General features: G+C 63.4%; 24 protein-coding genes and 1 tRNA gene. 17 read left to right on the top strand and 8 right to left on the bottom strand.

Features of this window, described 5'->3' with window-relative positions; genetic code table 11:
- Positions 1 to 54: 54 nt before the first annotated feature.
- On the top strand, positions 55 to 1,464 hold the full coding sequence (locus E5222_RS06170; RefSeq protein WP_136692794.1) for an MFS transporter: 1,410 nt from the start codon (positions 55 to 57) through the stop codon (positions 1,462 to 1,464).
- On the opposite strand, the gene era is transcribed toward E5222_RS06170, so the two are convergent.
- From era to lepB, 3 genes are read right to left on the bottom strand one after another with little or no spacing between them, the layout of a single operon-like run.
- Positions 1,461 to 2,351: a GTPase Era gene (gene era / locus E5222_RS06175; RefSeq protein ID WP_136692795.1), complete on the bottom strand. Its 891-nt coding sequence runs from the start codon at positions 2,349 to 2,351 to the stop codon at positions 1,461 to 1,463. The two genes, E5222_RS06170 and era, sit on opposite strands and share 4 nt — an antisense overlap.
- Positions 2,352 to 2,379: 28 nt before the next feature.
- Positions 2,380 to 3,051, bottom strand: coding sequence for a ribonuclease III (rnc, locus tag E5222_RS06180; RefSeq protein ID WP_211196113.1), 672 nt, complete (start codon positions 3,049 to 3,051; stop codon positions 2,380 to 2,382).
- Complete coding sequence (gene lepB / locus E5222_RS06185) at positions 3,048 to 3,890, bottom strand: signal peptidase I (protein WP_136692796.1); 843 nt, start codon at positions 3,888 to 3,890, stop codon at positions 3,048 to 3,050. The genes rnc and lepB overlap by 4 nt, the downstream gene beginning before the upstream one ends.
- Positions 3,891 to 4,006: 116 nt before the next feature.
- On the opposite strand from lepB, the gene pgi reads away from it, so the two are divergent.
- From pgi to E5222_RS06205, 4 genes are all read left to right on the top strand, one after another.
- Positions 4,007 to 5,539, top strand: coding sequence for a glucose-6-phosphate isomerase (pgi, locus tag E5222_RS06190; RefSeq protein ID WP_246021554.1), 1,533 nt, complete (start codon positions 4,007 to 4,009; stop codon positions 5,537 to 5,539).
- A 93-nt stretch (positions 5,540 to 5,632) separates the two neighbouring features.
- Positions 5,633 to 6,685, top strand: a complete 1,053-nt coding sequence (locus E5222_RS06195; RefSeq protein ID WP_169053502.1) for a hypothetical protein — start codon at positions 5,633 to 5,635, stop codon at positions 6,683 to 6,685.
- 103 nt (positions 6,686 to 6,788) lie between these two features.
- Positions 6,789 to 8,135, top strand: a complete 1,347-nt coding sequence (gene gorA / locus E5222_RS06200) for a glutathione-disulfide reductase (RefSeq protein WP_136692799.1) — start codon at positions 6,789 to 6,791, stop codon at positions 8,133 to 8,135.
- Positions 8,136 to 8,148: 13 nt separating this feature from the next.
- The gene (locus E5222_RS06205; RefSeq protein ID WP_136692800.1) at positions 8,149 to 8,598 is read left to right on the top strand and encodes a DUF488 domain-containing protein; all 450 of its coding nucleotides are present in this window, start codon (positions 8,149 to 8,151) and stop codon (positions 8,596 to 8,598) included.
- On the opposite strand, the gene aroB is transcribed toward E5222_RS06205, so the two are convergent.
- Together aroB and E5222_RS06215 are read right to left on the bottom strand one after the other, a co-directional pair.
- A complete protein-coding gene (aroB, locus tag E5222_RS06210) occupies positions 8,595 to 9,704 on the bottom strand; it encodes a 3-dehydroquinate synthase (protein WP_136692801.1) in 1,110 nt (369 codons plus the stop codon). The two genes, E5222_RS06205 and aroB, sit on opposite strands and share 4 nt — an antisense overlap.
- Complete coding sequence (locus E5222_RS06215) at positions 9,695 to 10,276, bottom strand: shikimate kinase (RefSeq protein ID WP_136692802.1); 582 nt, start codon at positions 10,274 to 10,276, stop codon at positions 9,695 to 9,697. The genes aroB and E5222_RS06215 overlap by 10 nt, the downstream gene beginning before the upstream one ends.
- A gap of 95 nt (positions 10,277 to 10,371) precedes the next feature.
- Here E5222_RS06215 and E5222_RS16815 point away from each other — a divergent pair, with 95 nt between their 5' ends.
- The 5 genes from E5222_RS16815 to E5222_RS06235 all read left to right on the top strand — a co-directional run bounded on the left by E5222_RS16815 (position 10,372) and on the right by E5222_RS06235 (position 15,762).
- Positions 10,372 to 10,497: a hypothetical protein gene (locus E5222_RS16815; RefSeq protein WP_281276741.1), complete on the top strand. Its 126-nt coding sequence runs from the start codon at positions 10,372 to 10,374 to the stop codon at positions 10,495 to 10,497.
- Complete coding sequence (locus E5222_RS06220; RefSeq protein ID WP_136692803.1) at positions 10,494 to 12,332, top strand: hypothetical protein; 1,839 nt, start codon at positions 10,494 to 10,496, stop codon at positions 12,330 to 12,332. Before E5222_RS16815 ends, E5222_RS06220 begins: the two co-directional genes overlap by 4 nt.
- Before the next feature lie 4 nt (positions 12,333 to 12,336).
- Positions 12,337 to 13,215, top strand: a complete 879-nt coding sequence (locus E5222_RS06225; protein ID WP_136692804.1) for a tyrosine recombinase — start codon at positions 12,337 to 12,339, stop codon at positions 13,213 to 13,215.
- Positions 13,216 to 13,225: 10 nt separating this feature from the next.
- The gene (locus E5222_RS06230) at positions 13,226 to 14,185 is read left to right on the top strand and encodes an acetyl-CoA carboxylase carboxyltransferase subunit alpha (RefSeq protein WP_136692805.1); all 960 of its coding nucleotides are present in this window, start codon (positions 13,226 to 13,228) and stop codon (positions 14,183 to 14,185) included.
- Between the two features lie 92 nt (positions 14,186 to 14,277).
- Entirely contained in the window at positions 14,278 to 15,762 is a 1,485-nt protein-coding gene (locus E5222_RS06235; RefSeq protein ID WP_136692806.1) for a M48 family metalloprotease, read from the top strand.
- A gap of 149 nt (positions 15,763 to 15,911) precedes the next feature.
- On the opposite strand, the gene E5222_RS06240 is transcribed toward E5222_RS06235, so the two are convergent.
- Together E5222_RS06240 and E5222_RS06245 are read right to left on the bottom strand one after the other, a co-directional pair.
- Positions 15,912 to 16,085 carry a Flp family type IVb pilin gene (locus tag E5222_RS06240; RefSeq protein WP_136692807.1) on the bottom strand — a complete coding sequence of 58 codons (174 nt, stop codon included), beginning with the start codon at positions 16,083 to 16,085 and terminating at the stop codon, positions 15,912 to 15,914.
- Between the two features lie 102 nt (positions 16,086 to 16,187).
- Positions 16,188 to 16,367, bottom strand: a complete 180-nt coding sequence (locus E5222_RS06245) for a Flp family type IVb pilin (protein ID WP_136692808.1) — start codon at positions 16,365 to 16,367, stop codon at positions 16,188 to 16,190.
- A gap of 36 nt (positions 16,368 to 16,403) precedes the next feature.
- Between E5222_RS06245 and E5222_RS06250 the strand changes: the two genes are divergently transcribed.
- The 7 genes from E5222_RS06250 (at position 16,404) to E5222_RS06280 (ending at position 22,695) form a co-directional block, all read left to right on the top strand.
- Positions 16,404 to 16,847 (top strand): (deoxy)nucleoside triphosphate pyrophosphohydrolase, encoded by a 444-nt coding sequence (locus E5222_RS06250; protein WP_136692809.1) that lies wholly within the window; start codon positions 16,404 to 16,406, stop codon positions 16,845 to 16,847.
- Between the two features lie 45 nt (positions 16,848 to 16,892).
- A tRNA-Arg gene (locus tag E5222_RS06255) sits at positions 16,893 to 16,969 on the top strand.
- 172 nt (positions 16,970 to 17,141) lie between these two features.
- Entirely contained in the window at positions 17,142 to 17,630 is a 489-nt protein-coding gene (locus E5222_RS06260; protein WP_136692810.1) for a hemerythrin domain-containing protein, read from the top strand.
- Between the two features lie 4 nt (positions 17,631 to 17,634).
- Positions 17,635 to 19,191, top strand: a complete 1,557-nt coding sequence (locus E5222_RS06265; RefSeq protein WP_246021556.1) for a phospholipase D-like domain-containing protein — start codon at positions 17,635 to 17,637, stop codon at positions 19,189 to 19,191.
- Positions 19,188 to 19,784 carry a GTP cyclohydrolase I FolE gene (gene folE / locus E5222_RS06270; protein ID WP_136692811.1) on the top strand — a complete coding sequence of 199 codons (597 nt, stop codon included), beginning with the start codon at positions 19,188 to 19,190 and terminating at the stop codon, positions 19,782 to 19,784. Before E5222_RS06265 ends, folE begins: the two co-directional genes overlap by 4 nt.
- A 38-nt stretch (positions 19,785 to 19,822) precedes the next feature.
- Positions 19,823 to 21,115 carry a UDP-N-acetylglucosamine 1-carboxyvinyltransferase gene (locus E5222_RS06275; RefSeq protein ID WP_136692812.1) on the top strand — a complete coding sequence of 431 codons (1,293 nt, stop codon included), beginning with the start codon at positions 19,823 to 19,825 and terminating at the stop codon, positions 21,113 to 21,115.
- A 59-nt stretch (positions 21,116 to 21,174) separates the two neighbouring features.
- On the top strand, positions 21,175 to 22,695 hold the full coding sequence (locus E5222_RS06280) for a TolB family protein (RefSeq protein WP_136692813.1): 1,521 nt from the start codon (positions 21,175 to 21,177) through the stop codon (positions 22,693 to 22,695).
- A 59-nt stretch (positions 22,696 to 22,754) separates the two neighbouring features.
- Here E5222_RS06280 and E5222_RS06285 read toward each other — a convergent pair whose 3' ends face one another.
- A complete protein-coding gene (locus E5222_RS06285; protein WP_136692814.1) occupies positions 22,755 to 23,234 on the bottom strand; it encodes a peroxiredoxin in 480 nt (159 codons plus the stop codon).
- Positions 23,235 to 23,277: the final 43 nt, after the last annotated feature.

Here is a 23,277-nt window from a genome sequence, read left to right on the forward strand (position 1 = left end):
AATCCCGGTCATCGCCTCTTGTGTTTGTCTGAATCAAACGCCAGATGGCGGCTGATGGATCAGGCGGCCAACATACCAACGCGCACAGACGCGGCCGCATCCCAGCACGTCGATACACACCCCGGTTTGCCCACGCCGCGCCGCTGGTGGGCCATTATCGCAATCAGTTTCGGAACCTCGTTGCTCGTCATTGACGGCTCGATTCCCAATGTCGCCTTGCCGACGATCGCGCGCGAGCTTGGGGTGAGCAATTCGGTCGTCACCAACGTGGTCACCGTTTACCAGCTCGTGCTGGTGATGTTGCTGCTGCCCTTCTCCTCGCTGGGAGACAGGATCGGCCACCGGCGCCTGTATCAATACGGGCAGGGTGTTTTCATGCTGGCATCGGCGCTGTGCCTGTTTGCTGACAGCCTGACCCTCCTCCTATTGTTGCGTGCCTTGCAAGCCATCGGCGCCGGCATGGCGCTGAGCGTATCGGCGGCGATGCTGAGGCAGATATATCCGGCGAAGAGCCTTGGCGCGGGGCTGGGTGTGAATAGCGTGATCGTCGCCTCCTCGGCCGCTCTGGCACCCACGTTGGGCGGCTATATCGTCGGGCACCTTGACTGGCAGTGGGTCTTCGTTGCTGCCGCGCCTCTCGCCATTGTCAGCTTGCTACTGGGGCAAGCCTTGCCTGAACCGGAGCCGCAGGATCGCAAAAACGACTGGCTCGGCTCCGTATGGAGTGCGCTGACCATGCTGCTGGTGATCGGCGGCCTGCAGCTCGGCACCCATGGCTATCCGCCGGTCGGCGTGCTTCTCGCGCTTGCCGGTGTGGTCTCACTGGTCGGACTCGTGCGGAGGGAAAAGGCGAGTCCCGCACCCGTTTTGCCGGTCGATCTACTCTCCAAACCTGTGATTGGCCTGTCCGCATTGGCGGGTATGTCGAGCTTCATCGCCGCTGGATCATTGATGCTTTCACTGCCTTTCCGGCTCGAGGAAGGCATGGGCTACGACCCGCAGACGGTGGGGCTGCTATTGCTGCCTTTCCCGCTCACCATGCTAGTGGTATCCCCGCTTGCGGGCTGGATGAGCGACCGGGTCGCGGCCACCAAGCTGGGCGTCACCGGCATGAGCATCGCCATTATCGGACTGCTGCTGCTCGCCTTCATGCCCGATGATCCGGGCGAGACGGGCATCGCCCTGCGCCTCGCCTTCACCGCACTGGGCTTCGGCCTGTTCTTCGCCCCCAATACACGCCTGCTGATCGGCCGTGCCCCGCGCGACCGGGCGGCGGCGGCAGGCGGCCTCATGTCCACTTCGCGGCTTTTGGGCCAGACGCTGGCGGCGGTGGCGGTCGGCATATTACTCGCGGGCGGTCTCGGCATGGGACCGGTGCCGATGTTTGTATCCTGCGCGCTTGCTGCAGTGGCGGCACTGTGCAGCCTGACGCGATATCAGTTCAGGGCGAGCAAGGCGGGTTAGCGCACCCAGTCCAGCCCCATCTCCTCATAGATTTCGCGCTTTTCGGCCCAGTTTTCCTCGACCTTTACATGCAGGAAGAGGTGGACGGGAACGCCGAGGATTTCGGACAATTCCTTGCGCGCAGCCTCGCCGATTGCCTTGATGCGGCTGCCGCCCTTGCCGAGAACGATCGACTTCTGGCTGTCGCGTGCGATCACGATCTGCTGGCGGATTTCGACGCTGCCATCCTTGCGCTGGGTATAGCTCTCGTGCCGCACGGCTGAGTCGTAAGGCAGTTCGTCATGCAGCTGCTGGTAAAGCTGTTCGCGCGTCACTTCGGCGGCGAGCAACCGCTCTGAAGCGTCCGAGACCTGATCCTCCGGATAATGCCACGGGCCTTCGGGCATCAGGCCTGCCAGGTGATCCTTCAGTTCGGGCACGCCATCGCCGGTGAGGGCGGAAACGAAGAAGACCTCCGAGAAATCGACTTCGCCGGAGAGTTCCTCGGCGAGGGCGAGCAATGGTTCCTTGGCGCTGGCATCGACCTTGTTGAGGACGAGGATCTTGCGTTCGGGCCGGTTCTTCAGCGCCTCGATCAGCGGCATCAGCTCATGCCGGCGCTGCTTCATCGGGTCGACCACCAGCAGCACTGCATCGGCGGCGGTGGTGCCTTCCCATGCCGCGCTCACCATGGCGCGGTCGAGTCGACGCTTGGGCTCGAAAATGCCGGGCGTGTCGACAAGGATGATCTGCGTCTTGCCCTGCAGCGCAATGCCCAGCAGGCGCGCGCGCGTGGTCTGCGCCTTGGAACTGGTGATGGCGACTTTCTGCCCCACCAACTGGTTGACCAGCGTGGACTTGCCCGCATTGGGCGCGCCGATCACCGCGACAAGGCCGCAACTCGTCATATCCGATCTTCCTGAGCTTGACGAAGGATCACCCGAACTTCTCCATGAACAATTTGGCCGCTTCGGCTTCCGCCTCACGCTTGGAGCCGGACGTGGCTTCAACCTCGCCGACATTATGCACGCTAACGCGCACGGTGAAACGCGCGGCGTGGTCAGGCCCCGAGCGGTCCACGACCTTGTATTCAGGCGGGCGACGCTGGTTGCCTGCTGCCCATTCCTGCAGCGCGCTCTTGGGATGCTTGGCGTGGCCGACATGGCCTTCCACCGCATCATTCCACAGCACGCGGATTACGTCGCGCGTGGCATCGAAACCATTGTCAATGAAGCCGGCGCCGAGAAGCGCCTCCATGATATCGCCCAGCACATTGTCGCTGTCATGCGCGCCATCGTCGCGCGCCTGGCGGCCAAGGCGGATATGGTCGGACGCGCCAATTGACCGGGCCACTTCGGCACAGGCTTGCTTGCTGACCAGCGCGTTCAGCCGCTGCGCCAGCTTGCCTTCGCTGCCATTGTTGCGTGCATAGAGCCATTCGGCGATGGCAAGGCCTAGGACGCGGTCGCCGAGGAATTCCAGCCTCTCATAATCGCGCGCATCGCCGGTGGAGCCATGGGTCAGCGCCTCATGCCACAAATCACCTTGTGTGACAGTGAAACCGAGCCCTTCCAGCCAGTCCCTCGATGCCGGATCGAGCTTGGTCATATGCCGCGGAACATCCGGCTCCAGCGTGCGGCGGTAAACCAGGTCCATGGCTTGACCCATTCGGCATTGCCGTCCGTGCTGAAATACATGAGGCTCGCTTTGGCAACGACGTTGTCGACCGGCACCAGGCCGATGCCGCGCCCGGCTTCGGCGGGAAAGCGGCTGTCGAGCGAGTTGTCGCGATTGTCGCCCATCAGGAACAGGTGGCCCTCGGGCACGACCACGGGCGCGGTCACGTCCTGCGGTTCGAGCCCGAAATCGAGGATGTTGTAGGACACGCCATTGGGCAGCGTTTCGCGGAATTGCGGGTAGCGGCAGACGAAAGTGCCATCGTCCTCGCGCGCGGCGAAACGGGCATAGCGGCAGCGGCCATCGGGGCGGATGGGCAGCACGAAATCCTCCACCTGCTCGAAGCCGACCGGCTGTTCGTTGATGTGCAGCACGCCGTTGACCAACTGGATCGTGTCGCCCGGCACGCCGACCACGCGCTTGATATAGTCGCTGCCGTCGATCGGATGCTCGAAGATCACGATGTCGCCGGGATCAGGCGTATCGGCCAGGATGCGGCTTTCAGGCAGCAGCGGGGCGTTGAAGGGCAGCGAGCGGTAGGAATAGCCATAGGGCCATTTGGCGGCGAACAGGTAATCGCCCACCAGCAGGCGCGGCATCATGCTTTCGCTGGGAATATTGAAGCTGGTGAAGAAGAAGCTGCGGAAGATCAGCACGATGATCACCAGCTTCACGCAGAACCACGCGAAGCTGCCGAGGCTTTCCTTGTTCTCTTCCTTCGCCGCCGGCGCGCTTTCAGCCGGCTCGATCTCGCGGATGTTCTCGTTCATGGGCGCGGTCTTGTTGCCGGGGAGGGGCAACGTCAAGAAAAATGCCCATTGCCCCCTTGCTTTGATCGACCAAGCGCATACCCCATGGGGCGAAACCCGAACCATGGAGCATGTCCTTGTCCGATCCGCGCGCGCCCGTCTGGAAGAAGCTGTCCCTGCATCGCGATCCGCCTTTGCTGGAGCTGTTCGCCGATGATCCGCAGCGGGTGGAAAAACTCTCGACAAGGGTGGAGCTGGATGAGGGCGGCATCCTGTTCGACTGGTCGAAGACCCACCTGACCGATCTCTATCTCGACGAGTTCGAGGAGCTGGCCGAGGCGAGCCAGTTCGATGAGATGCGCCGCAAGCTCTTTGCGGGCGAGGTGGTCAATCCCACCGAGGGCCGCGCCGCTGAACATTCCGCCCTGCGCGGCGTGGGCAAGGACAGTTCGGTTGAGGAAGCCGAAGCCCTGCGCGCCCGCATGCAGCTGCTGGTCGAGGCCATTCACGAAGGCGCGCTGGGAGAGGTGAAACACCTGATCCATATCGGCATTGGCGGCAGTGCGCTCGGTCCGGCGCTGGCGGTGGATGCGCTGTCCCGCGACCTTTCGCTGGTGGACGTGCATGTGGTTTCGAACATCGACGGTGTCGCGCTGGAAGCGGCCTTTGCCGCCTGCGATCCGGCGACCACGATGATCGCGGTTGCCTCCAAGACCTTCACCACGATCGAGACCATGACCAATGCGCAAAGCGCGCTGAAATGGCTGGCGCAGAACGGCGTATCCGATCCCTCGGGACGTGTGGTCGCGCTCACAGCCGCGCCGGAAAAGGCGGTGGAATGGGGCGTGGACGAAACGCGCATCCTGCCTTTCTCCGAAAGCGTAGGCGGGCGTTATTCGCTCTGGTCCAGCATCGGCTTTCCCATTGCCGTCGCCATCGGGTGGGAGGATTTCGAGCTGATGCTGCAGGGCGCGGCGACAATGGACGCACATTTCCGCGACACGGAGGGGCGCGACAATGTCTGCCTGCGCGCCGCCTTTGCCGACCAGCTCTACACCCGACTGCGCGGCTGCGAGACGCGCGCAGTGTTCTGCTATGACGAACGCCTTGGCCTGCTGCCTGATTACCTCCAGCAGCTGGAGATGGAATCGAACGGCAAGCGCGTGACTGCCGAGGGAGAACCGGTCGATTTCCCCACCGCTCCGATCACCTGGGGCGGGGTGGGCACCGATGCGCAGCATGCGGTGTTCCAGCTGCTCCACCAGGGCACGCATCTGGTGCCGGTGGATTTCATCGCCAGCATCGCGCCGGGCGACGAGCTTGACCCCGCGCATCACCAGATCCTGCTGACCAATTGCTTCGCGCAAGGCGCGGCGCTGATGGCGGGCGGGAATATGAGCGCGGATGGAAAGGACCCGGCGCGCGCTTTCCCGGGCGATCGCCCCTCGGCCACCATCCTGTGCGACGATCTTGATTCTGAGACTCTGGGTGCGCTTATCGCCTTCCACGAGCACCGCACCTTCGCCAATGCCGTGCTGATGGGCATCAATGCTTTCGATCAGTTCGGCGTGGAGCTGGGCAAGAAGATGGCCAAGGATATCGAGGGCGGCGAGGCGAGCTTCGATGCCAGTACCGAGGCGCTGCTGAAGGCTGCCGGCCTGTCCGAGTAGCCGCCCCGGTCTTCCTACCGGCGTATTTACCTTCTCGCGACGGGCAAATCTTAACCACCAGAGATTAGCCTTTCCCGCTCATTCACCAGAACAATGAGCAGGAATACGGGGGCGCACAGGCCGATGATCAGGACCAAGACCGCGCTCGTCGTGGGCCCTGGCGCTGCCGGGGAAATCGATCTTCCCGATGCGCGTGAGATGCTCGGCCGGACAGTGCAGGCGCTCGATTTCCGCCGCCTCGGCAGCGATCTCGAAACCGACGATATGAAGACGCTGGCGGCGCGGATCGAGGCCTATGCCATCGAGACGAAGGTCAAGCATCACGAGCTGATGGAGGCTGCGGAAAAAGTGCGCACCGCCGCGCGCATTGCCGATTCGATCGACCTCGTGCTCGAACAGCTCGCGCATGACCCGCATGCCAGCTCCGTCATCAAGCTCGCCATTGCGACCTTCACCTTGCAGGCGGAGAGCCGCTGCTCGCTGCAGGCCGAGCCGATGGTGGAGGGTGACTTGCCGTTGCGCGGGAGCGAAAACTGGCTGTTCCAGGTCGGACGGATAATCACCAATGGTGTGCCGCGCGATGAAGCTGCCCGCTGCCTCGAGAACCTGGTGATCGTCAGTTTCAACCGCGACCGCTCGCTCGAACATTTCCTGCCGCATATGATCGGCATGGCTTTCGGCATGACGCTGGTGGAGGCGCGCGAGCTGGTTTCCGAAAGGCTCAACATCACCCACCCGCTGGGCGTTGCTGGCCACCTGCCCTGGGCAACCGGCAAGGGCGGCGTCGAGTGGGGCGAAACCGAACCTTCGGATCTGAAGCAACTGGTCGCGAGCATCGATTCCGCTTCCGAACGCAAGGAGCACAAGGAATATCTGGCGGGCCTGCGCCAGACCATCGCGGCATCGCCGCGCATCGTTTTCCTCGGCTTCGATTTCCATCCGCAAGATGTCGAATTCCTGTTCGACCAGCCTCTTGAGCGCCAGCCCGACGTGTTGGGTACCGCCTGTGCGATGAGCGAGGCGATGGAGGATGCGATCACGCGCATGCTGCAGGATCGCGCGGCTTTGCGCCCCGATCGCCTCGGGCTGCTCGACATGCGCTGTTTCGAGCTGCTGCGCGAATTCAACCTGTTTCTGGAAAGCTGATTAGCACGGCGCGGTAAGCGCTCGCGGTTGGCAAGCGTATGCACTGCCGCCATATGGCGCAGGCATTCCATTGCCACTCATCCAACAGGAACGGGCCAGCTTCATGTCAGACTTCGACTACGACCTCTTCGTAATGGGTGCCGGATCGGGCGGCGTGCGTGCGGCGCGCATCTCCGCCAGCCACGGCGCGAAAGTGGCCGTGGCTGAGGAGCATCGCGTCGGCGGCACCTGCGTGATCCGCGGCTGCGTGCCCAAGAAGATGCTCGTCTACGGCTCCATGTTCGCCGAGGAGCTGGGCCATGCGGAGAATTATGGCTGGGATATCGAGGGCAAGAGCTTCGACTGGAAGCGTTTGCGCGACTTCGTGAACAATGATGTCGACCGGCTCGAGGGACTCTACGAAAAGACGCTCCAGAGCCATGAGGTGGACCTGTTCGCCGAACGCGCCAGCATTGCCGGGCCGAACACGGTGAAGCTCGCCTCGGGACGCGAGGTGACGGCGAAGAAGATCCTGATTGCCGTGGGCGCTTGGCCCGCCATGCCCGATTTCCCCGGAGTGGAGCACTGCATCAGCTCCAACGAGGTCTTCCACCTGGAAGAGAAGCCCAACTGCCTGATGGTGGTCGGCGGCGGCTATATCGCGATGGAATTCGCCGGTATTTTCAATGCGCTGGGTAGCGAAGTGACGGTGGTCAATCGCACCGACCGCATCCTCAGGAGCTACGATGAGCAGATCGTCGACCGCATGCTGCATATCGCCATGGGGCGGGGCATCAACTTCAAGATGCACTCGAAGATTGCGAAGGTCGAGAAGACCGATGATGGATGCCTGCTGGTCGACCTTGGAGACAGCAATCCGCTCCGCGTAAACCAGGTGCTGATCGCCACCGGCCGCAAGCCGAAGACAGACGGGCTGGGGCTTGAGAACGCCGGCGTCGCAATGGACGAGAAAGGCGCGATCAAGGTCGACGAATACAACCGCACGTCATGCCAGAGCATCTATGCCGTGGGTGACGTGACCGACCGTGTGCAGTTGACGCCGGTCGCCATTCGCGAAGGCCATGCCTTTGCCGACACCGTCTTCGGCAACAATCCACGCACGGTGGATTACGATCACATCCCCAGCGCCGTCTTCACCCAGCCACCGCTCGCCGGCGTGGGCCTGACCGAGCGTGACGCCAAGAACCAGTATGGCAATGTGAAGGTCTATTCCTCCGACTTCCGGCCGATGAAGAACATGTTCAACCCGCATGCGGAGCGCGGCCACTACAAGATGATTGTCGATGAGGCTTCGGAGAAGATCCTCGGCATCCACATGATCGGGCCGGAATCGCCGGAAATCCTGCAGGTGGCCGCTGTGGCCGTGAAGGCCGGGCTGACCAAGCAGGCCTTCGATGACACGATGGCGCTGCATCCCAGCATGGCGGAGGAACTGGTGCTGCTGAAGTAGCGCCGCCAAGGCGATGGCCAATCCGCAGCTCTTCACCATCGGCTACCAGCAGGCGACGCAGCCGGGGCTGATCGCCTTGCTGCAGGAGCATGGGATTACACTGCTCGCCGATGTCAGGGCGCGGGCGCAGTCGCGCAAGCCGGGCTTTTCGAAGAGCAACCTTGCTGCCTCATTGGCGGAGGAGGGCATCGCCTATCGCCATTTCCGCGACCTTGGCACGCCGCCGGAGGGCAGGGCGGCTGCACGGCGCGGCGATCGGGAAACCTTGCGCGAAGTCTATTCCGGCCAGCTCGAACTGCCCGAGGCGCTGGCCGCAATGGCTGAGCTGCGCGCACTGGCGCTGGAGCGGGTCACCTGCCTGCTATGCTATTGCCGCGAGGCGGAGAAATGCCACCGCCACCTGCTGGTGGAAGCGGCCTTCGATGATTTCGCGGTGACGGACCTGCAGCCCGCTATCGCCTAATGCGCCTGTAGCTGCTCGCCGAGGAAGGTGGAGACATCGCTTAGCTCTACCTGCTTGTCGACAAATGCCTCTCCGATGTCCCGCAGCAGGATGAAGGGCAGGGTGCCCGCATCCATCTTCTTGTCATGCAGCATATGCGCGGCGAGCGCATCGCCCGAGCAATTGAGGCCCAGCGCGGCAATTTCACTCGGCAGGCCCGCACTTGAGATTGCTGCAGTAACACGTGCGGCATCATCTTGTGAAATATAAGCTTTTCGCGCCGAATAGCGGGCAGAAAGGACCATCCCCAGCGCCACGCCTTCGCCATGCAGCAAGCGGTCGGAAAAGCCCGTCTGCGCCTCCAGCGCATGGCCGAATGTGTGGCCGAGGTTGAGCAGGGCGCGCGTGCCGGTGGTCTCGCGCTCGTCCTCGGCGACGATGCGTGCCTTGGCCTTGACGCTTTCGGTCACGGCATATTCCTGCGCCTCGCGGTCGCCCGCCATCACCTTCGCGCCGTTATCCTCGCACCAGTCGAAGAAGGCGCGATCGCCGAGGATGCCGTATTTGATCACCTCGGCGTAACCGGCCCCTAGCTCACGTTGAGGCAGGGTCGAGAGGGTGTCCAGGTCGGCCAAGACGAGGCTGGGCTGGTGGAAAGCGCCAACAAGGTTCTTGCCCGCACTGGTATTGATCGCGGTCTTCCCGCCAACCGAGCTGTCGACCTGCGCCAGCAAAGTTGTCGGCAGCTGGATGAAGCCGCAGCCGCGTTTCAGGATCGCTGCAGCAAAGCCGGTGAGGTCTCCGATCACGCCGCCGCCCAATGCCAGGATATGATCGCCGCGTTCGACCTCTTCGGCGAGCAGCCAGTCCATCACGCGTTCGAGCACGGCCCAGCTCTTGCTGCCTTCGCCGGGATCGAGGACGAGGAAACGCGGCTCGTGCCCGGCGGCCTCCAGCGATTTCGCCACCGGCTCCTGCCAGTGCTTCGCCACATTGGCATCGGTGATCACCGGCACGCGCTTCTTGCGCAGCAGCGGCCCGCACTGGTTGGCGACGTCGGCCAGCAATCCGCCATCGACGCGCACTTCATAGGAGCGTCCGGCCAGTTCGACGCGGGTTACAGACATTTCTCGAGAGCCTCCAAGATACGGTTCACCGCCGCGCCATGCGGGCCGGCATCGCTCATCACGTGAATTTGCGCCTGGCTGTAGAAAGGCTCACGCTCGGCCTTCATCGCCTCCACCTTCTCGCGCACGTTTCCGCCGCGCAGCAGCGGGCGCTTGTCGTTGCGGCTGACGCGTTCGACCAAAGTATCGACATCGCTGTCGAGCCAGATGGTCAGTGCCTTCTTGCGAATAGCCTCGCGCGTCTCATCCTGCACGAAAGCGCCGCCGCCCGTTGCGATCACCGATTTCCCGCCATCGAGCAGGCGCGCGATCACCCGGCGCTCTCCATCACGGAAATAGGCCTCGCCAAACTGGTCGAAGATTTCCGCAATCTCCATCTGCGCGGCTTCCACGATCGCATCGTCGGCATCGTGGAAGGGCAGCGAAAGCATCTGCGCCAGCTTGCGGCCGATGGTCGATTTGCCCACGCCCATCATCCCCACCAGCACCAATGGCCGGTCGATCCGGGCGGCGATTGCCTTGACCCGTGCATCGTCGGGCCCCTGTCCCGCGGATGGTTGCGCGTTGTTCATTGCCGTTGGGCCTATAATTGCGCTAACCGCCGGTGCAAGTTTGCTGAGCCTGCTATCGACGGGCCGGGATCGAGGAATTGGTGTCGAAACGCCTGATGAGTGTCATGATCGCCCTTGCCGTTCTGGCCGCCGCCGTGCTGGCGCTGGCCTGGTATGATGGCGGGCGAGAGGAGCAGCGACTGATCGTGGAAGAAGTGCAATTGCCGGAGCCGGGTGAATGAAGCGCATGCTGATGCTGGGGGGCGCCGCGCTGGCGCTTTCCTCCTCGCTGGCCATGGCCCAGCCCGAAGACCTGCTGCCTGATATCTTCAATGATCCGCCTCCTGCGGCGCCAGCGCCTACGCCAACCCCCAGGGCGCAGCCGGCCCCGGGACCGGCTCCGGTGGCGCCAGCTCCGGGGGAGACCTCTGCGCCGGTGATACAGCCCCTCCCGGGTGACGCACCCCCGACGCCTGCTATCGCCGATATCGATCTGCCTGCCAATTTCCCTTCGCTGGCTGAGCTTGAGGAGATGGACGAGAGCGAGATCAACGAATTGCTGGGCCTGCGCCCCAAATTCGACGTGCCGCCCATGGCGCGCCGGGCGATGGAGCGCATCGGCGTCATCTCCAGCAGCGAGGGCGGCTTTCCGTCGCGCGCCCTGGCCGGGCAGCCCGCCGCGCTGGTCCGATCGGCTCTCGAAGGAACGCGTGGGCCGCTGGTTTCCCGCTGGGGGCACATCCTGCTGCGCCGCACGCTGGCGAGCCGCATGGACGCGCCAGACGGCATGGACCCGGCCGAATTCGCCGCCCTGCGCGCCGCTCTCCTCAACCGGATGGGCGAGGTGCGCATTGCCCGCTCGCTGGTGCAGGACGTCGATGGCGGCAATTACACGCCCGAGCTGAGCGCAGCGGCCTTCACCGCCTTTGTCGAAACCGGCGACCTGTTGGGTGCATGCCCGATCTCGCGCCTGCATTCCGAGCATCTGGAGAGTGGGGAATGGACCCTGACGCAGGCGATCTGCGATGCTTTCAGCGGTGAAGAACGCGCCGCCGACCGTCGCTTGCAGCGCGCACTGGGCACGGGTGAGGCGGAAGAGATCGATGTGCGCCTGGCGCAGCTTTTCGCCGGCGCCGCCGGTGATGGCGGGCGCGGCGTGACGATCGAGTGGGACGGTGTGGACGAACTCACCCCGTGGCGGCTCGCGATGGCCCGCGCCCTCGGCACCGAATTGCCGGATGCCCTGCGCGCCGATGCGCCTGCGCGCTTCGACCTGTTCGAGGCGACGATCCCGGCCACGCCGCTTCCCCAACGCGTGCAATCCGCCGACCGAGCCGCCGAACGCGGAATCCTGTCCGCGCGGGCGATGGTCGATCTCTATTCGCAACTTTACGCCAGCGACGCGGTGGAGGCGGGTGAGCGTGTTCCCTCCGTGACCCTGCGCGAAGCCTATGTCGCAGAGGACCCGGCCGCGCGGATCGCAGTGATGCGCGGATTGTGGGGCGAGGATGTCAATTACGGCCGCATGGTGCTGACCGCCTATGCCGCCGCGCGCCTTCCCGCCACCGAAGCGCTGGCGGGCGACGCCGGCCCCGTTCTCGCTTCCATGCTCAGCGCTGGTCTCGATGCCAATGCGATGCGCTGGGCCGATGTGGTCGAGGAAGGATCGCTGGGCTGGGCGCTACTTGCACTCGCCAATCCGGCGAGTGGAGCGGTGGATGAAGGCGCTTTCCGGACCTTCGCGTCCGACGATAGCAGCGCCGAATCGCGCAAGACACAGTTCCTGCTGGCAGGGCTTGCCGGGCTGGGCCGGCTCGACAATGCGGTTGTCGGGGAACTGGCTGGTGACCTTGGCATCGATTTCAACCGCCAGACCGCGTGGAGCGAGCGGATCGGACAGGCCGGGCGCTATCGCAACCAGGCGCTGGTGGCGCTGCTGGCGGGTGTCGGCATGCAGGGCGATGGCTGGCACCGGATGACCGCGCGGCACCTCTACCATATCGTCAGCGCGCTCAACGCCGCGGGCCTTTCCGCCGAGGCGCGGATGATCGCGGCGGAGGCAGTGGCGCGGGGTTAGGGCCATCTCCGCGGCAATCGACACTTTCCTTGCCATGCTTGCCGCCGAGCGCGGTGCTGCTGCCAATACGCTCGCTGCCTATCGCCGCGACCTCGAAGGAGCGGAGGAACTGCTGGGCGACCTGCTGACGGCGGATCGGGCGCAGCTGGGTTCGCTGGCCGGGAAGTGGGTGGACCTCGCCCCCTCCAGCGTCGCGCGCAAGAGTTCCGCCTTGCGCCAGTTTTACGGCTTCCTCGTCGATGAAGGGATGCGCCGGGACGATCCGTCGCCTGCTTTACCGCGCCCTGCCGCGCGTCGTCCGCTGCCAAAGATCCTGACGCATGCGCAGGTGGAAGCGCTGTTCGAACGCGTTGAGCTGGAAGCCGAAAGCGGCAGGCCGGAGGCTTTGCGCAACCTCGCCCTCCTCGAATTGCTCTACGGCTCGGGCCTCCGGGCGAGCGAACTGGTCGCGCTACCGCTCTCCGCGGTGCCGCGCGATGCGCCGTTCCTGACCGTCACCGGCAAGGGCTCGCAGCAACGCATGGTTCCCGTGTCGCGCCGGGCGCAGGCGGCAATCGCGCGATGGATGGAAGTGCGCACGGGAGATGCCCCCTTCCTCTTCCCCTCGCGCAAGACGCATCTCAGCCGCATCCGGCTTTACCAGCTGGTGAAGGAGCTTGCGATTCGCGCCGGGCTGGACCCGAAAAAGGTCTCTCCCCACGTGCTGCGCCATGCCTTTGCCACGCATCTGCTGGAGGGCGGGGCGGACCTGCGCGTACTGCAGACACTGCTCGGCCACGCCGATATCGCCACCACGCAGATCTATACGCATGTCGATTCAGCGCGATTGGTTGCACTTGTAAACGAGCGACATCCTCTTGCAGGTCGCGCCCGGTCCGGTTAGCGCGATTGCCATGATTTCCTATCTCGAATTCGAAAAGCCCGTCGCCGCGATCGAAGCAAAGATCGCCGAACTGCGCACCGCCGCCGGTGAAGATGGCGATGTCGACATTTCGCCGGAACTGGCGCGGCTCGAAAAGAAGAGCGCGGAGCTGCTCGCCAGCACCTATGCCTCGCTCTCGCCGTGGCAGAAGACGCAGGTGGCCCGGCACGGCGCGCGCCCGCATTTTCGCGACTACGTCCAGCACATGTTCAGCGACTTCACGCTGCTGGGCGGTGACAGGCTCTACGCCGATGACGAAGCGATCATGGGCGGCCTAGCGACGATCGACGGGCGCAAGGTCATGCTGATCGGGCACGAGAAGGGCTCGGACACCGAAAGCCGCATGCGGCACAATTTCGGCATGGGGAAGCCGGAGGGCTATCGCAAGGCGATCCGCCTGATGGAAATGGCCGACCGCTTCGGCCTGCCGGTGGTGACGCTGGTGGACACGATGGGCGCCTTTCCCGGCATCGAGGCCGAAGAGCGCGGCCAGGCCGAGGCCATTGCCCGCTCGACCGAAGCCTGCCTGGCGCTGGGCGTGCCGATGGTTGCGGCCATTGTGGGCGAGGGCGGCTCAGGTGGCGCAGTGGCGCTGGCGAGCGCCGAGCGCGTGCTGATGTTCGAACATGCAGTCTATTCGGTGATTTCGCCCGAAGGCTGCGCCTCCATCCTCTGGCGCACCGCCGAAAAGGCACCGCAGGCGGCCGAGGCAATGAAGATGACCGCGCAGGACCTGATGGGCCTGGGCGTGATCGATCGGATCGTGCCCGAGCCCGTGGGCGGCGCGCATCGCGATCCCCCGGCAGCGGCTGCCTCTCTGGCACAAGCCATTGGCGAAGAACTGGACGCGCTTGCCGGCAAGGATGCGGATACTTTGCGCGCGATGCGGGAGGAACGCTTCCTGGCGATCGGCGAAGGACTCGCTCGCTAGCGAGGCGGAACGAAAGCCGTTCCAACGAGTTGCTTTCAGAGGGATATCGGGCCAGTCATGGGTTCCGATAATGGTCGTACTGGGAGCCCTTGATGCCTTCTATCCGCAAATCGCAATTCACACGTCTGGCGCTGGCGAGCGCAGCATCGCTGGCCATGGCGGCCTGCGCCACGATACCTGGTGCCAACATCGCCCCGGGCTCTCCCATCACCGCGGCTGAAGCGCAGCAGGGGGCTGAGTATCACCCGCAGTTCATCGCCGAATTCGGTGGCGAGATGAGCGGGCCCTACGCGTCCTATGTCGAGGATGTGGGGCAGGGGATTGCCGTGCAGTCGGGCCTCGCCACTTCACCCGATGCCTTTGATGTGACGTTGCTCAATTCCTCGGTCAACAATGCCTTCGCGGTGCCGGGCGGCTATGTCTATGTCACCCGCCAGCTCGTTGGCCTGATGAACAATGAGGCGGAGCTGGCCGCTGTCCTGGGCCACGAGATTGGCCACGTCGCTGCGCGCCATTCCGCCCGCCGGCAGGCAGCGGCGCAGCGCAACCAGCTGGGTGGCCTCGGCATCGCGATCCTGTCCAGCGTGCTGCTTGGCGACAGCCCGCTAGGCGACACCATCGCGCGCGGTGCGCTGCAGGGCTCGCAGCTGCTGACGCTCAGCTATTCGCGCAACCAGGAGATCGAGGCCGACAATTTGGGCGTGCAGTATCTCACCCGCGCCGGATACGATCCGCGCTCGATGGCAACGCTGCTGCAGAGCCTGGCGGCGCAGAACTCGCTCGATGCGCAGCTGCAGGGCCGCGACAATGCGACGATCCCGGAATGGGCCTCGACCCACCCTGATCCGGCAAGCCGCGTGCAGAACGCGCTGGCGCAGGCCGGCGGCGGCACTGGCGTGGTCAATCGCGAGACCTTCATGCGCCGCATCGATGGCCTGATCTATGGCGACGATCCCGCGCAGGGCATGATCGAGGGAAGCGATTTCATCCACCCCGAATTGCGCCTGCGCTTCACCGCGCCGCAGGGCTTCTACATGGTCAATGGCACGCGTGCGGTATCGGTGAACGGCGATGCCGGGCGTTCGCAGCTGACCACCGGGCCGTTCGACGGCAATCTCGACAGCTATGTCCGCGCGGTCTTCCGCGCACTGGGCGGGGACCAGCAGCAGATCGCCCCTGATTCCGTGCAGCGGGCCAACGTCAACGGCCTTCCCGCCACCTATGGCACTGCCCGCGTGAACAATGGGCAGCAGCAGGTGGACGTGACTGTCTTCGCCTATGACTTCGGCAATGGCCAGGCGTACCACTTCCAGTCGATCACGCCTGCGGGCCAGGCCGGGACTTTCAACGGCATGTATAATTCCATGCGCCGTATCAGTTCGGCAGAGGCCGGGCAGGTAGTTCCGCGCCGGATCGACATCGTCACCGCAGGCCGCAGCGACACGGTTGCCACGCTGGCGCGCCGCATGGCCTATTCCGACGGGCAGGAAGCGCGCTTCCGGGTGCTCAATGGCCTGTTTGGCGATGCCACGGTGGTGCCGGGCCGCGAATACAAGATCGTCGTTCGCGCCAACTGAGCCAGATATGTCAACGCAAAAGGGCGCCGCCAGCAATGGCAGCGCCCTTTTTTCGTGCCCGCCAACTATCCGCTGCGGGCAAAAGAAAAGGGCGGCAGGTTTCCCTGCCGCCCCTGTCTTTTGCTCAGACCCCGTTCGGGGTCACGCCATTAGGTGTTGGCGTTCGAGAGCTGCTCAGACACCTTGTTGAAGGTGGTGTTCAGCTCGTTGCCAACGCCCTGCAGGGCGGTGATGGCAGCAACAGCGATCAGAGCGGCGATCAGGCCATATTCGATGGCGGTCGCGCCTTCTTCGTCGCGCAGCATGTTCTTGAAGAAAGTCATGTCAGTCTCCTGGTTTTCAAGTCTTCGGTACCCGATCCGATCGGTTCCCCGGCTTCGGACACTCGCAGGTCTAAGATCGAAAGATTGATAAAGTCCTAAACTCTATCGAGCGTTCGAAACCGCTGTCTGGACGCGATCCCACATCGCCATTGCCGAATTGCCGAAAGCGGTCATCCCGCCGATCATCGCGATAACGATGAGCGAAGCGATCAGGCCATATTCGATAGCCGTGGCACCCTGTTCGTCCTTGAGCAGGTTGAAAAAGGTCGTTGTGGCAGACATTGAACGCATCCTTTCAAGATCGGATGCTCACTATTTTTGGCCACAATTCCTAACGAAAGGTTGAGAGAGGCTCTTCAAGTGGAAAAAAACCCGACATGGATGCCGGTCGTGGCCCTCGCCCTGCGCGATCAATCCGGCCGCCTGCTGCTGCAGAAAAGGCCTCCGCACAAGCACCATGGCGGGTTATGGGAATTACCCGGCGGAAAGGTAGAAAGTGATGAATTTCCGCGACTTGCGCTGACACGTGAAATTGCGGAAGAACTCGCGATCACGATCGATCCGGCGTCGCTTACGCCCGGCCTTTTGGCCGACGAAGGCGAGTTTGGCGCAACTGTACTGTTTGTTTACGATTGCAGCCGCTGGAGCGGTGAAATTCGTCCGCTGGAGCATCAGGAGTGGGGCTGGTTCACATTTGCCGAGGCGGGCGAACTGCCGCTGGCGCCAATGGATCGCGACCTCATAAAAAGAATGGCGCAATAGCTATTGCCAAGCTTGGCCAGCCCCCCTATGTGGCGCCCTCCAAGCGCGCCCGTAGCTCAGCTGGATAGAGCACCAGACTACGAATCTGGGGGTCAGAGGTTCGAATCCTTTCGGGCGCGCCATTTTACAGGCCGTCTCCGCGAAAGCGGGGGCGGCCTGTAAAGTTTCTGGCCCGGATTCGGTTGCCCGGCCTCCTCTCAACCCACCACCTCTTTTAGTCCATTCGTCGCGGAAATCCGGAACGCGTGCGCGTCCCATCCATTGATTCGCCAAACGCAATCAAAGGAAGAGCCCATGAGCACGACCGATATTTTTGCCCGACTGAAGGAAGACCACGACAGCCATCGCGCGCTGCTCGACAAGCTCGAGGAAACGCATGGCGAGAGCCAGGAGCGCAAGGAGTTGTTCGAGCGCTTCACGCTGGAAGCGAAGAGCCATGCAGCCGCCGAGGAGCAGGCGCTCTATTCAACGATGATGCGCAAGCCCCCGACCACGGACGAGACGCGCCACTCCGTCGCCGAGCATCACGAGATCGAGGAAATGCTCAACGACCTTGCCGCCACCGACATGTCCTCTGGCGCCTGGCTGACCAAGTTCAAGCAGCTCAAGCACGATTACCTGCACCATATCGATGAAGAGGAAGAGGACCACTTCCCCGATTTCGAGAACGAGCTTACGAATGAGGACGAGCAGCACATGCGCGAGGTCTTCGATCGCCGGAAGAAGGCGGAAAAGGCCGATGCCAAGGTGACGCCGGAAAAGATGGAAGACGCCAAGGAATAGGTATTTGCCGACGAGCGACAACTCGGCACAGCGTAACAGGACGGACACCGGGCTCGACCCCTCATCGGTCGAGCCCGGTGTCTGGCGTTATGCGAAGGCCACGCGCGCCACGCTGGTGGTGGATGGCGAGAACTATTTCGAGCTGATCCAGCAGGCGATGCTCAAGGCGCGGCAGCGAATCCTGCTGATCGGGTGGGATTTCGATACGCGCATCCACCTCTCCAAGGGGCGGCGCTGGTGGGAGAAGGGCTGGCGCAAGCATTACCCCCGCCGGTTGGGCAGCTTCATATACTGGCTGGCGCGCCATCGCGACGGGCTGGAAATCCGCATCCTCAAATGGAGTTACGGTGTCATCAAGTTCGCCGGCCGCGGCAGCATGATGATGGATCTCATGCGCTGGTGGCCGATTCGCCGGATCGACTTCAAATTCGACACCGCGCATCCGGTCGGATGTTGTCACCACCAGAAGATCGTGGTGATCGACGATCGCTTTGCCGTGTGCGGCGGCATCGACATGACCACGCGGCGCTGGGACACGCGCGATCACCTGGAAGACGACAATCGTCGGCGGCAGCCGAGCGGGAAGCCCTATGGGCCATGGCACGATGTAACCATGGTGATGGAGGGCGATGTCGCCTCCGCGCTGGGCGAGTTGGGCAGGGCGCGCTGGCGGCGGGCGGGCGGGAAGGCGCTCTCCGTACCGGAGCAATCACCCGATACGGCCTGGCCCGATGGGCTGGTCGCGCATTTCGAGAATGTCGAGATCGGCATTGCCCGGACGATGGCGGAATATGGCGACGATCCCAAGATCGACGAGATCGAGCAGCTCTTCACCCGCCAGATCGCCGGAGCGCAGCGCTTTATCTATGCCGAAAGCCAGTATTTCGCCTCTCGCGCCATATGCGAGGCTCTGGCGAAACGGCTGACCGAACCTGATCCGCCGGAAATCGTGGTCGTGCATCCGGAAGAGGCGGACGGCTATCTCGAACAGGTGGCCATGGGCCCGGCCCGCGCGCGGCTCGTCGCCGCCATTCGCGAGCTGGACCAGAACGAGAAATTCCACCTCTACGTACCCTATACCGGTGAAACGCCGGTCTATGTCCATGCCAAGCTGATGATCGTCGACGATCGAATCCTCCGCGTCGGCTCGGCCAATTTCAACAACCGCTCGATGGGCCTCGACAGCGAGTGCGACGTGTTCATCGATTGCAACCGGCCGGGCAACGGCCATGCGGAAGAGCAGATCCGCAAGCTGCGAATATCCCTGCTGGCCGAACACTGCGCGATCGGGGAACTCGAATGCGAGACCATGCTGCGCGAAGCCGGATCGATGGCAGCGATGATCGCCCGGCTCGAAGGCGGGCGGCGCTGCCAGCTGCGTGCGTTACATCCACCCGAACCCACCGAACTTGAAGCCGAACTGGCCGATCGCCAGATGCTCGATCCCGAGGATCCCGACGACCTGTTCGAGATAATGCCGCGCAAACGTGGCCTTTTTCGTCCGGGCAGCCTATTGGCGAGGGCCAGGGCAAGATTGACAAGGAAACGACAAGGCAAATGAGCTGCGATATTGACGGGCAGGACGGCAAAATCCCGGTTCCCGAGGATGTCCAGGACGCGATCCGCACGCTGATCCGCTGGTCGGGCGACAACCCTGATCGCGAAGGCCTGGTGGACACGCCGGCCCGCGTGGCGCGCGCGTGGAAGGAATATTGCCAGGGCTATGACGAGGATCCGAGCCACCACCTCAGCCGCGTGTTCGAGGAAGTGGGCGGCTATGACGAGATCGTGCTGCTGAAGGATATCCCCTTCCAGAGCCATTGCGAACACCACATGGCCCCGATCATCGGCAAGGCGGCGATCGCCTATCTGCCGAATGACCATGTCGTCGGAATTTCCAAGCTGGCGCGCGTGCTGCACGGCTATGCCCGTCGCCTGCAGATCCAGGAGCGGCTGACCGCCGAAGTTGCGGAGTGCATCTGGAAACATCTGGAACCGCGCGGCGTGGCTGTCGTTATCGAGGCAAGCCATGCCTGCATGACCGCGCGCGGTGTGCGTACGCCGGGCGTCAACATGGTCACAAGCCGGGTGATGGGCCTGTTCCGCAGCGATTCAAAGAGCCGTGAGGAAGTCCTCAAGCTGATGGGCTATTGAGCCGGCATGCGGCCATCGAACTGTTTGAAAGGTAGGAAATGACGGCACTTCACGTGCGCGGCGGACAGAAGCTGCAGGGAAAAATCGATCCATCAGCAAACAAGAATGCGGTTCTGCCGATCTTGTGTGCCACTTTGCTCAGCAATGCGCCGATCACCCTGCGCAACGTGCCCGAAATTACCGATGTCCAGCGCATCCATGATTTCTTCCAGGAGCTGGGCAGCACGGTGAAATGGGACAAGGCGGCCCAGGTACTGGAGATCGACCACTCCACGATTTCGATGAGCGCCCGCGCCACGCTGCCGCAGGCAATGCGTGCCAGTATCATGATGATTCCCGGCCTGCTGTGGCGTCTGGGCGAGGCGCGGCTCGAGCATGAGGTGAAGGGCTGCACGCTGGGCGCGCGCGAGATCGACCCGCATGTCGCCGTGTTCAAGGCCTTCGGGGCCGATGCGTCCACCGAGGGCAAGAACATCGTCTTCCGTAATCGCGGCAAGGTTCCGGGCACGCGCATGTGGCTCGAATATGCCAGCGTCACCACCACCGAAAACTTCATCATCTCCGCCCTGTGCGCCACCGGGACCAGCGAGATCGTCAACGCCGCCTGCGAGCCGCATGTGCAGGAAATGTGCACCTTCCTCGAGCTGATGGGCGCGAAGATTCGCGGCAAGGGCACCTCCACGGTGAAGGTCGAAGGTGCGACCGAACTGGGCGGGGCGGACTACACCTTCGTGGAGGATTTCCACGAGGTTGCCACCTTCCTCGCGCTGGCGGCCGTTACCGGCGGCGACATCTCGGTGCGCAATTCGCAGCCCGAAATGTTCATGCTGATCGATCGCACTTTCGAGAAATTCGGTGCGCATGTGGAACACGCCAACGGCTTCTCGCGCCTTAACGCGCCGGACGAGCTGGTGGTGCAGCAGAACTTCACCAGCCACATCACCACGAAGGTTGAGGCTGCTCCGTGGCCCTATATCCCGGCCGACCTGCTGCCGATCTTCATCGCGCTAGGCGTGAAAGCCAAGGGCCAGACGATGTTCTGGAACAAGGTCTACGAAGGCGGCCTCACCTGGCATACCGAGCTGTCGCTGTTCGGCGCGCATACCTTGCTGTGCGATCCGCACCGGCTAATCACCTTCGGGGGCAACCACCTCGTGCCGGGGACGGTGACCAGCCCCTATATCATCCGCGTTGCCATCGCCTTGCTGATGGTCGCGGCTTCTATCGACGGCGAATCGACCATCCTCGATGCCGACCCGATCCGCCGTGCACATCCCAACTTCGTGCCCAATATCGACAGCCTGGGCGTGAACGTGAAGTGGGCAGACTGAGCAGATTCGCTTTACGAGTGTGGTAGCGCTATCATCCCTGCTCCTTGGAGGAGGGGATCATGCGCTTTGCATTTGTTGCCGCAGCTGTGGCTTGGGGATTTTCGTCGCCACTGGCGGCCGAACCGGTGGGCCAGTTCGATGACCATGCTGATATCGGGGAACCGTCGCACGAAGGCGCGGTGACCCTCGATGGCGAAAGCTATCGCATCACCGGCGGCGGGGCGAATATCTGGGGCGAGGCGGACGTCTTCCATTATGCCTGGACGCAGCGCTCGGGCGATCTGCACATCTCTGCTGATATCGCCTTCGAAGGCGAGGGCGGCGACCCGCATCGCAAGGCAGGGGTGATGATCCGCCAGAACCTCACGCCGGCCTCTCCCTATGCCGATGTGATGGTGCATGGTGACGGGCTGGTGGCGCTGCAATATCGCGAAGTGCAGGACGGGCCGACGCGGCAGATCACCTCTGCCGGACCGCATCGCGGGGCCGTGCGGCTCGAGCGAGAAGGCGACTTCGTCTATTTCTCGGTCGAGGGTGAGGACGGCGCGCTGGAACATGCCGGCGGCAGCTTCCGTATTCCCTTCCAGGCGCCATACCTGGTCGGCCTCGCCGTCTCCGCGCATGACGATGCGGTGAGTGAAACTGCGATGTTTTCCGACGTCACGCTGGACGTCCCGCAACTCGCCTATGTGCCCGACACCGGCTACGCGGCGCAGGTCGAGGCGACGCTCGAGTTGATGGAAGTGGGCGGCGCACAATCGCGCCGCGTGATCCGCCATTTCGATGGCAAGATCGAGGCGCCCAACTGGTCGCTCGATGGCGAAACGCTCTATTATAATTCGGGCGGTCGGATCTATGCGATCCCCGTCGGTGGCGGCGAGTCCGTCGAGATCGATACCGGGCGGCATGTCGACAACAATAACGACCACGGCCTCTCGCCCGATGGCACGCAAATGGTCATTTCCGACCAGATCGAGCCGGACAATCTCAGCAGAATCCATATCGTGACGCTCGACGGTACGCAGCCGGTGAGAGAAATCGTCAACGATCCCGATGCGCGCAGCTACTGGCATGGCTGGTCGCCTGACGGGCAGACGCTCGCCTATGTCCGCGTGGGCGCGAATGACGACAGCTACGACATCTGGGCCGCCGATGTGGACACGCGGGAGATATCGCCGCTGGTGGTGGCGCCGGGCGTCGATGACGGGCCGGAATATTCACCCGATGGACGGCACCTCTATTTCAACTCCACTCGCTCAGGCGCGATGGCACTGTGGCGCGCCGATGCCGATGGCAGCAATCCGGTGCAGCTGACGCATGACCCGGCGCGGCGCGACTGGTTCCCGCATATCTCGCCCGATGGGCGCTGGATCGCCTACATCTCCTTCGGCGAGGATATCGCGCTCACCGACCATCCGCCCAACCGAGAGGATGTGCAACTGCGCCTTCTGCCGACCGATGGCAGCGCGGAGCCGGTGATCCTGACGCGGCTGTTCGGCGGGCAGGGGACGATCAACGTGCCCAGCTGGTCACCTGACAGTAGCCGGATCGCCTTCGTCAGCTATCGCCTCAAACGCTAAGGGCGCGCCGCGCGGGTTTTCCGCGGGCGCGCCATCGCAAATTTCCGAAGCTCTCGGGCTTACAGCTGGCCGAGCATATGCTCCGCGCTTGAAACCTTGAACTGGCCGGGCTCTTCCACGTTGAGCTCGGTCACCACGCCATTGTCCACGATCATGGAATAGCGCTGGCCGCGCGTGCCCATGCCGAAGCCGCTGCCGTCCATCGTCAGGCCCACGGCTTGGGCGAAATCGCCATTGCCGTCTGCCAGCATGGTGATGTCGGACGAGCCGGAAGCATCGTTCCATGCGCCCATCACGAAGGCGTCGTTCACCGCGGTGCAGGCAATCTCGTCCACGCCTTTTGCCTTCAGCTCGGCCGCCTTTTCGACATAGCCGGGCAGGTGCTTGGCGGAGCAAGTGGGGGTGAAGGCACCGGGCACGGAGAACAGCGCCACCTTCTTGCCGGCGAAGAAATCGCCGCTCTGTACCTTGTCCGGCCCGTCCGCCGTGGCTTTCACCAGCGCTACGTCGGGCAGCTTGTCACCTTTGGAAATCGTCATGTGGGATAATCCTCCTGTCCCCCGTCCGACCTCACAGATAGGC

It is taken from the genome of Alteraurantiacibacter aquimixticola (assembly GCF_004965515.1).
GTDB lineage: Bacteria > Pseudomonadota > Alphaproteobacteria > Sphingomonadales > Sphingomonadaceae > Alteraurantiacibacter > Alteraurantiacibacter aquimixticola.

What these genes read in the sequence shown, in the direction of transcription:
- era (WP_136692795.1), bottom strand. Translation starts at nt 2,351, where the DNA reads ATGACGAGTTGCGGCCTTGTCGCGGTGATCGGCGCGCCCAATGCGGGC.
- E5222_RS06215 (WP_136692802.1), bottom strand. Translation starts at nt 10,276, where the DNA reads ATGAACAACGCGCAACCATCCGCGGGACAGGGGCCCGACGATGCACGG.
- E5222_RS06235 (WP_136692806.1), top strand. Translation starts at nt 14,278, where the DNA reads ATGCCTTCTATCCGCAAATCGCAATTCACACGTCTGGCGCTGGCGAGC.
- E5222_RS06275 (WP_136692812.1), top strand. Translation starts at nt 19,823, where the DNA reads ATGACGGCACTTCACGTGCGCGGCGGACAGAAGCTGCAGGGAAAAATC.
- lepB (WP_136692796.1), bottom strand. Translation starts at nt 3,890, where the DNA reads ATGAACGAGAACATCCGCGAGATCGAGCCGGCTGAAAGCGCGCCGGCG.
- E5222_RS06285 (WP_136692814.1), bottom strand. Translation starts at nt 23,234, where the DNA reads ATGACGATTTCCAAAGGTGACAAGCTGCCCGACGTAGCGCTGGTGAAA.
- E5222_RS06245 (WP_136692808.1), bottom strand. Translation starts at nt 16,367, where the DNA reads ATGTCTGCCACAACGACCTTTTTCAACCTGCTCAAGGACGAACAGGGT.
- E5222_RS06240 (WP_136692807.1), bottom strand. Translation starts at nt 16,085, where the DNA reads ATGACTTTCTTCAAGAACATGCTGCGCGACGAAGAAGGCGCGACCGCC.
- gorA (WP_136692799.1), top strand. Translation starts at nt 6,789, where the DNA reads ATGTCAGACTTCGACTACGACCTCTTCGTAATGGGTGCCGGATCGGGC.
- E5222_RS06220 (WP_136692803.1), top strand. Translation starts at nt 10,494, where the DNA reads ATGAAGCGCATGCTGATGCTGGGGGGCGCCGCGCTGGCGCTTTCCTCC.
- aroB (WP_136692801.1), bottom strand. Translation starts at nt 9,704, where the DNA reads ATGTCTGTAACCCGCGTCGAACTGGCCGGACGCTCCTATGAAGTGCGC.
- E5222_RS06170 (WP_136692794.1), top strand. Translation starts at nt 55, where the DNA reads ATGGATCAGGCGGCCAACATACCAACGCGCACAGACGCGGCCGCATCC.
- E5222_RS06230 (WP_136692805.1), top strand. Translation starts at nt 13,226, where the DNA reads ATGATTTCCTATCTCGAATTCGAAAAGCCCGTCGCCGCGATCGAAGCA.
- E5222_RS06260 (WP_136692810.1), top strand. Translation starts at nt 17,142, where the DNA reads ATGAGCACGACCGATATTTTTGCCCGACTGAAGGAAGACCACGACAGC.
- folE (WP_136692811.1), top strand. Translation starts at nt 19,188, where the DNA reads ATGAGCTGCGATATTGACGGGCAGGACGGCAAAATCCCGGTTCCCGAG.
- E5222_RS06205 (WP_136692800.1), top strand. Translation starts at nt 8,149, where the DNA reads ATGGCCAATCCGCAGCTCTTCACCATCGGCTACCAGCAGGCGACGCAG.
- E5222_RS06280 (WP_136692813.1), top strand. Translation starts at nt 21,175, where the DNA reads ATGCGCTTTGCATTTGTTGCCGCAGCTGTGGCTTGGGGATTTTCGTCG.
- rnc (WP_211196113.1), bottom strand. Translation starts at nt 3,051, where the DNA reads ATGACCAAGCTCGATCCGGCATCGAGGGACTGGCTGGAAGGGCTCGGT.
- E5222_RS06195 (WP_169053502.1), top strand. Translation starts at nt 5,633, where the DNA reads ATGAGCAGGAATACGGGGGCGCACAGGCCGATGATCAGGACCAAGACC.
- E5222_RS16815 (WP_281276741.1), top strand. Translation starts at nt 10,372, where the DNA reads ATGAGTGTCATGATCGCCCTTGCCGTTCTGGCCGCCGCCGTGCTGGCG.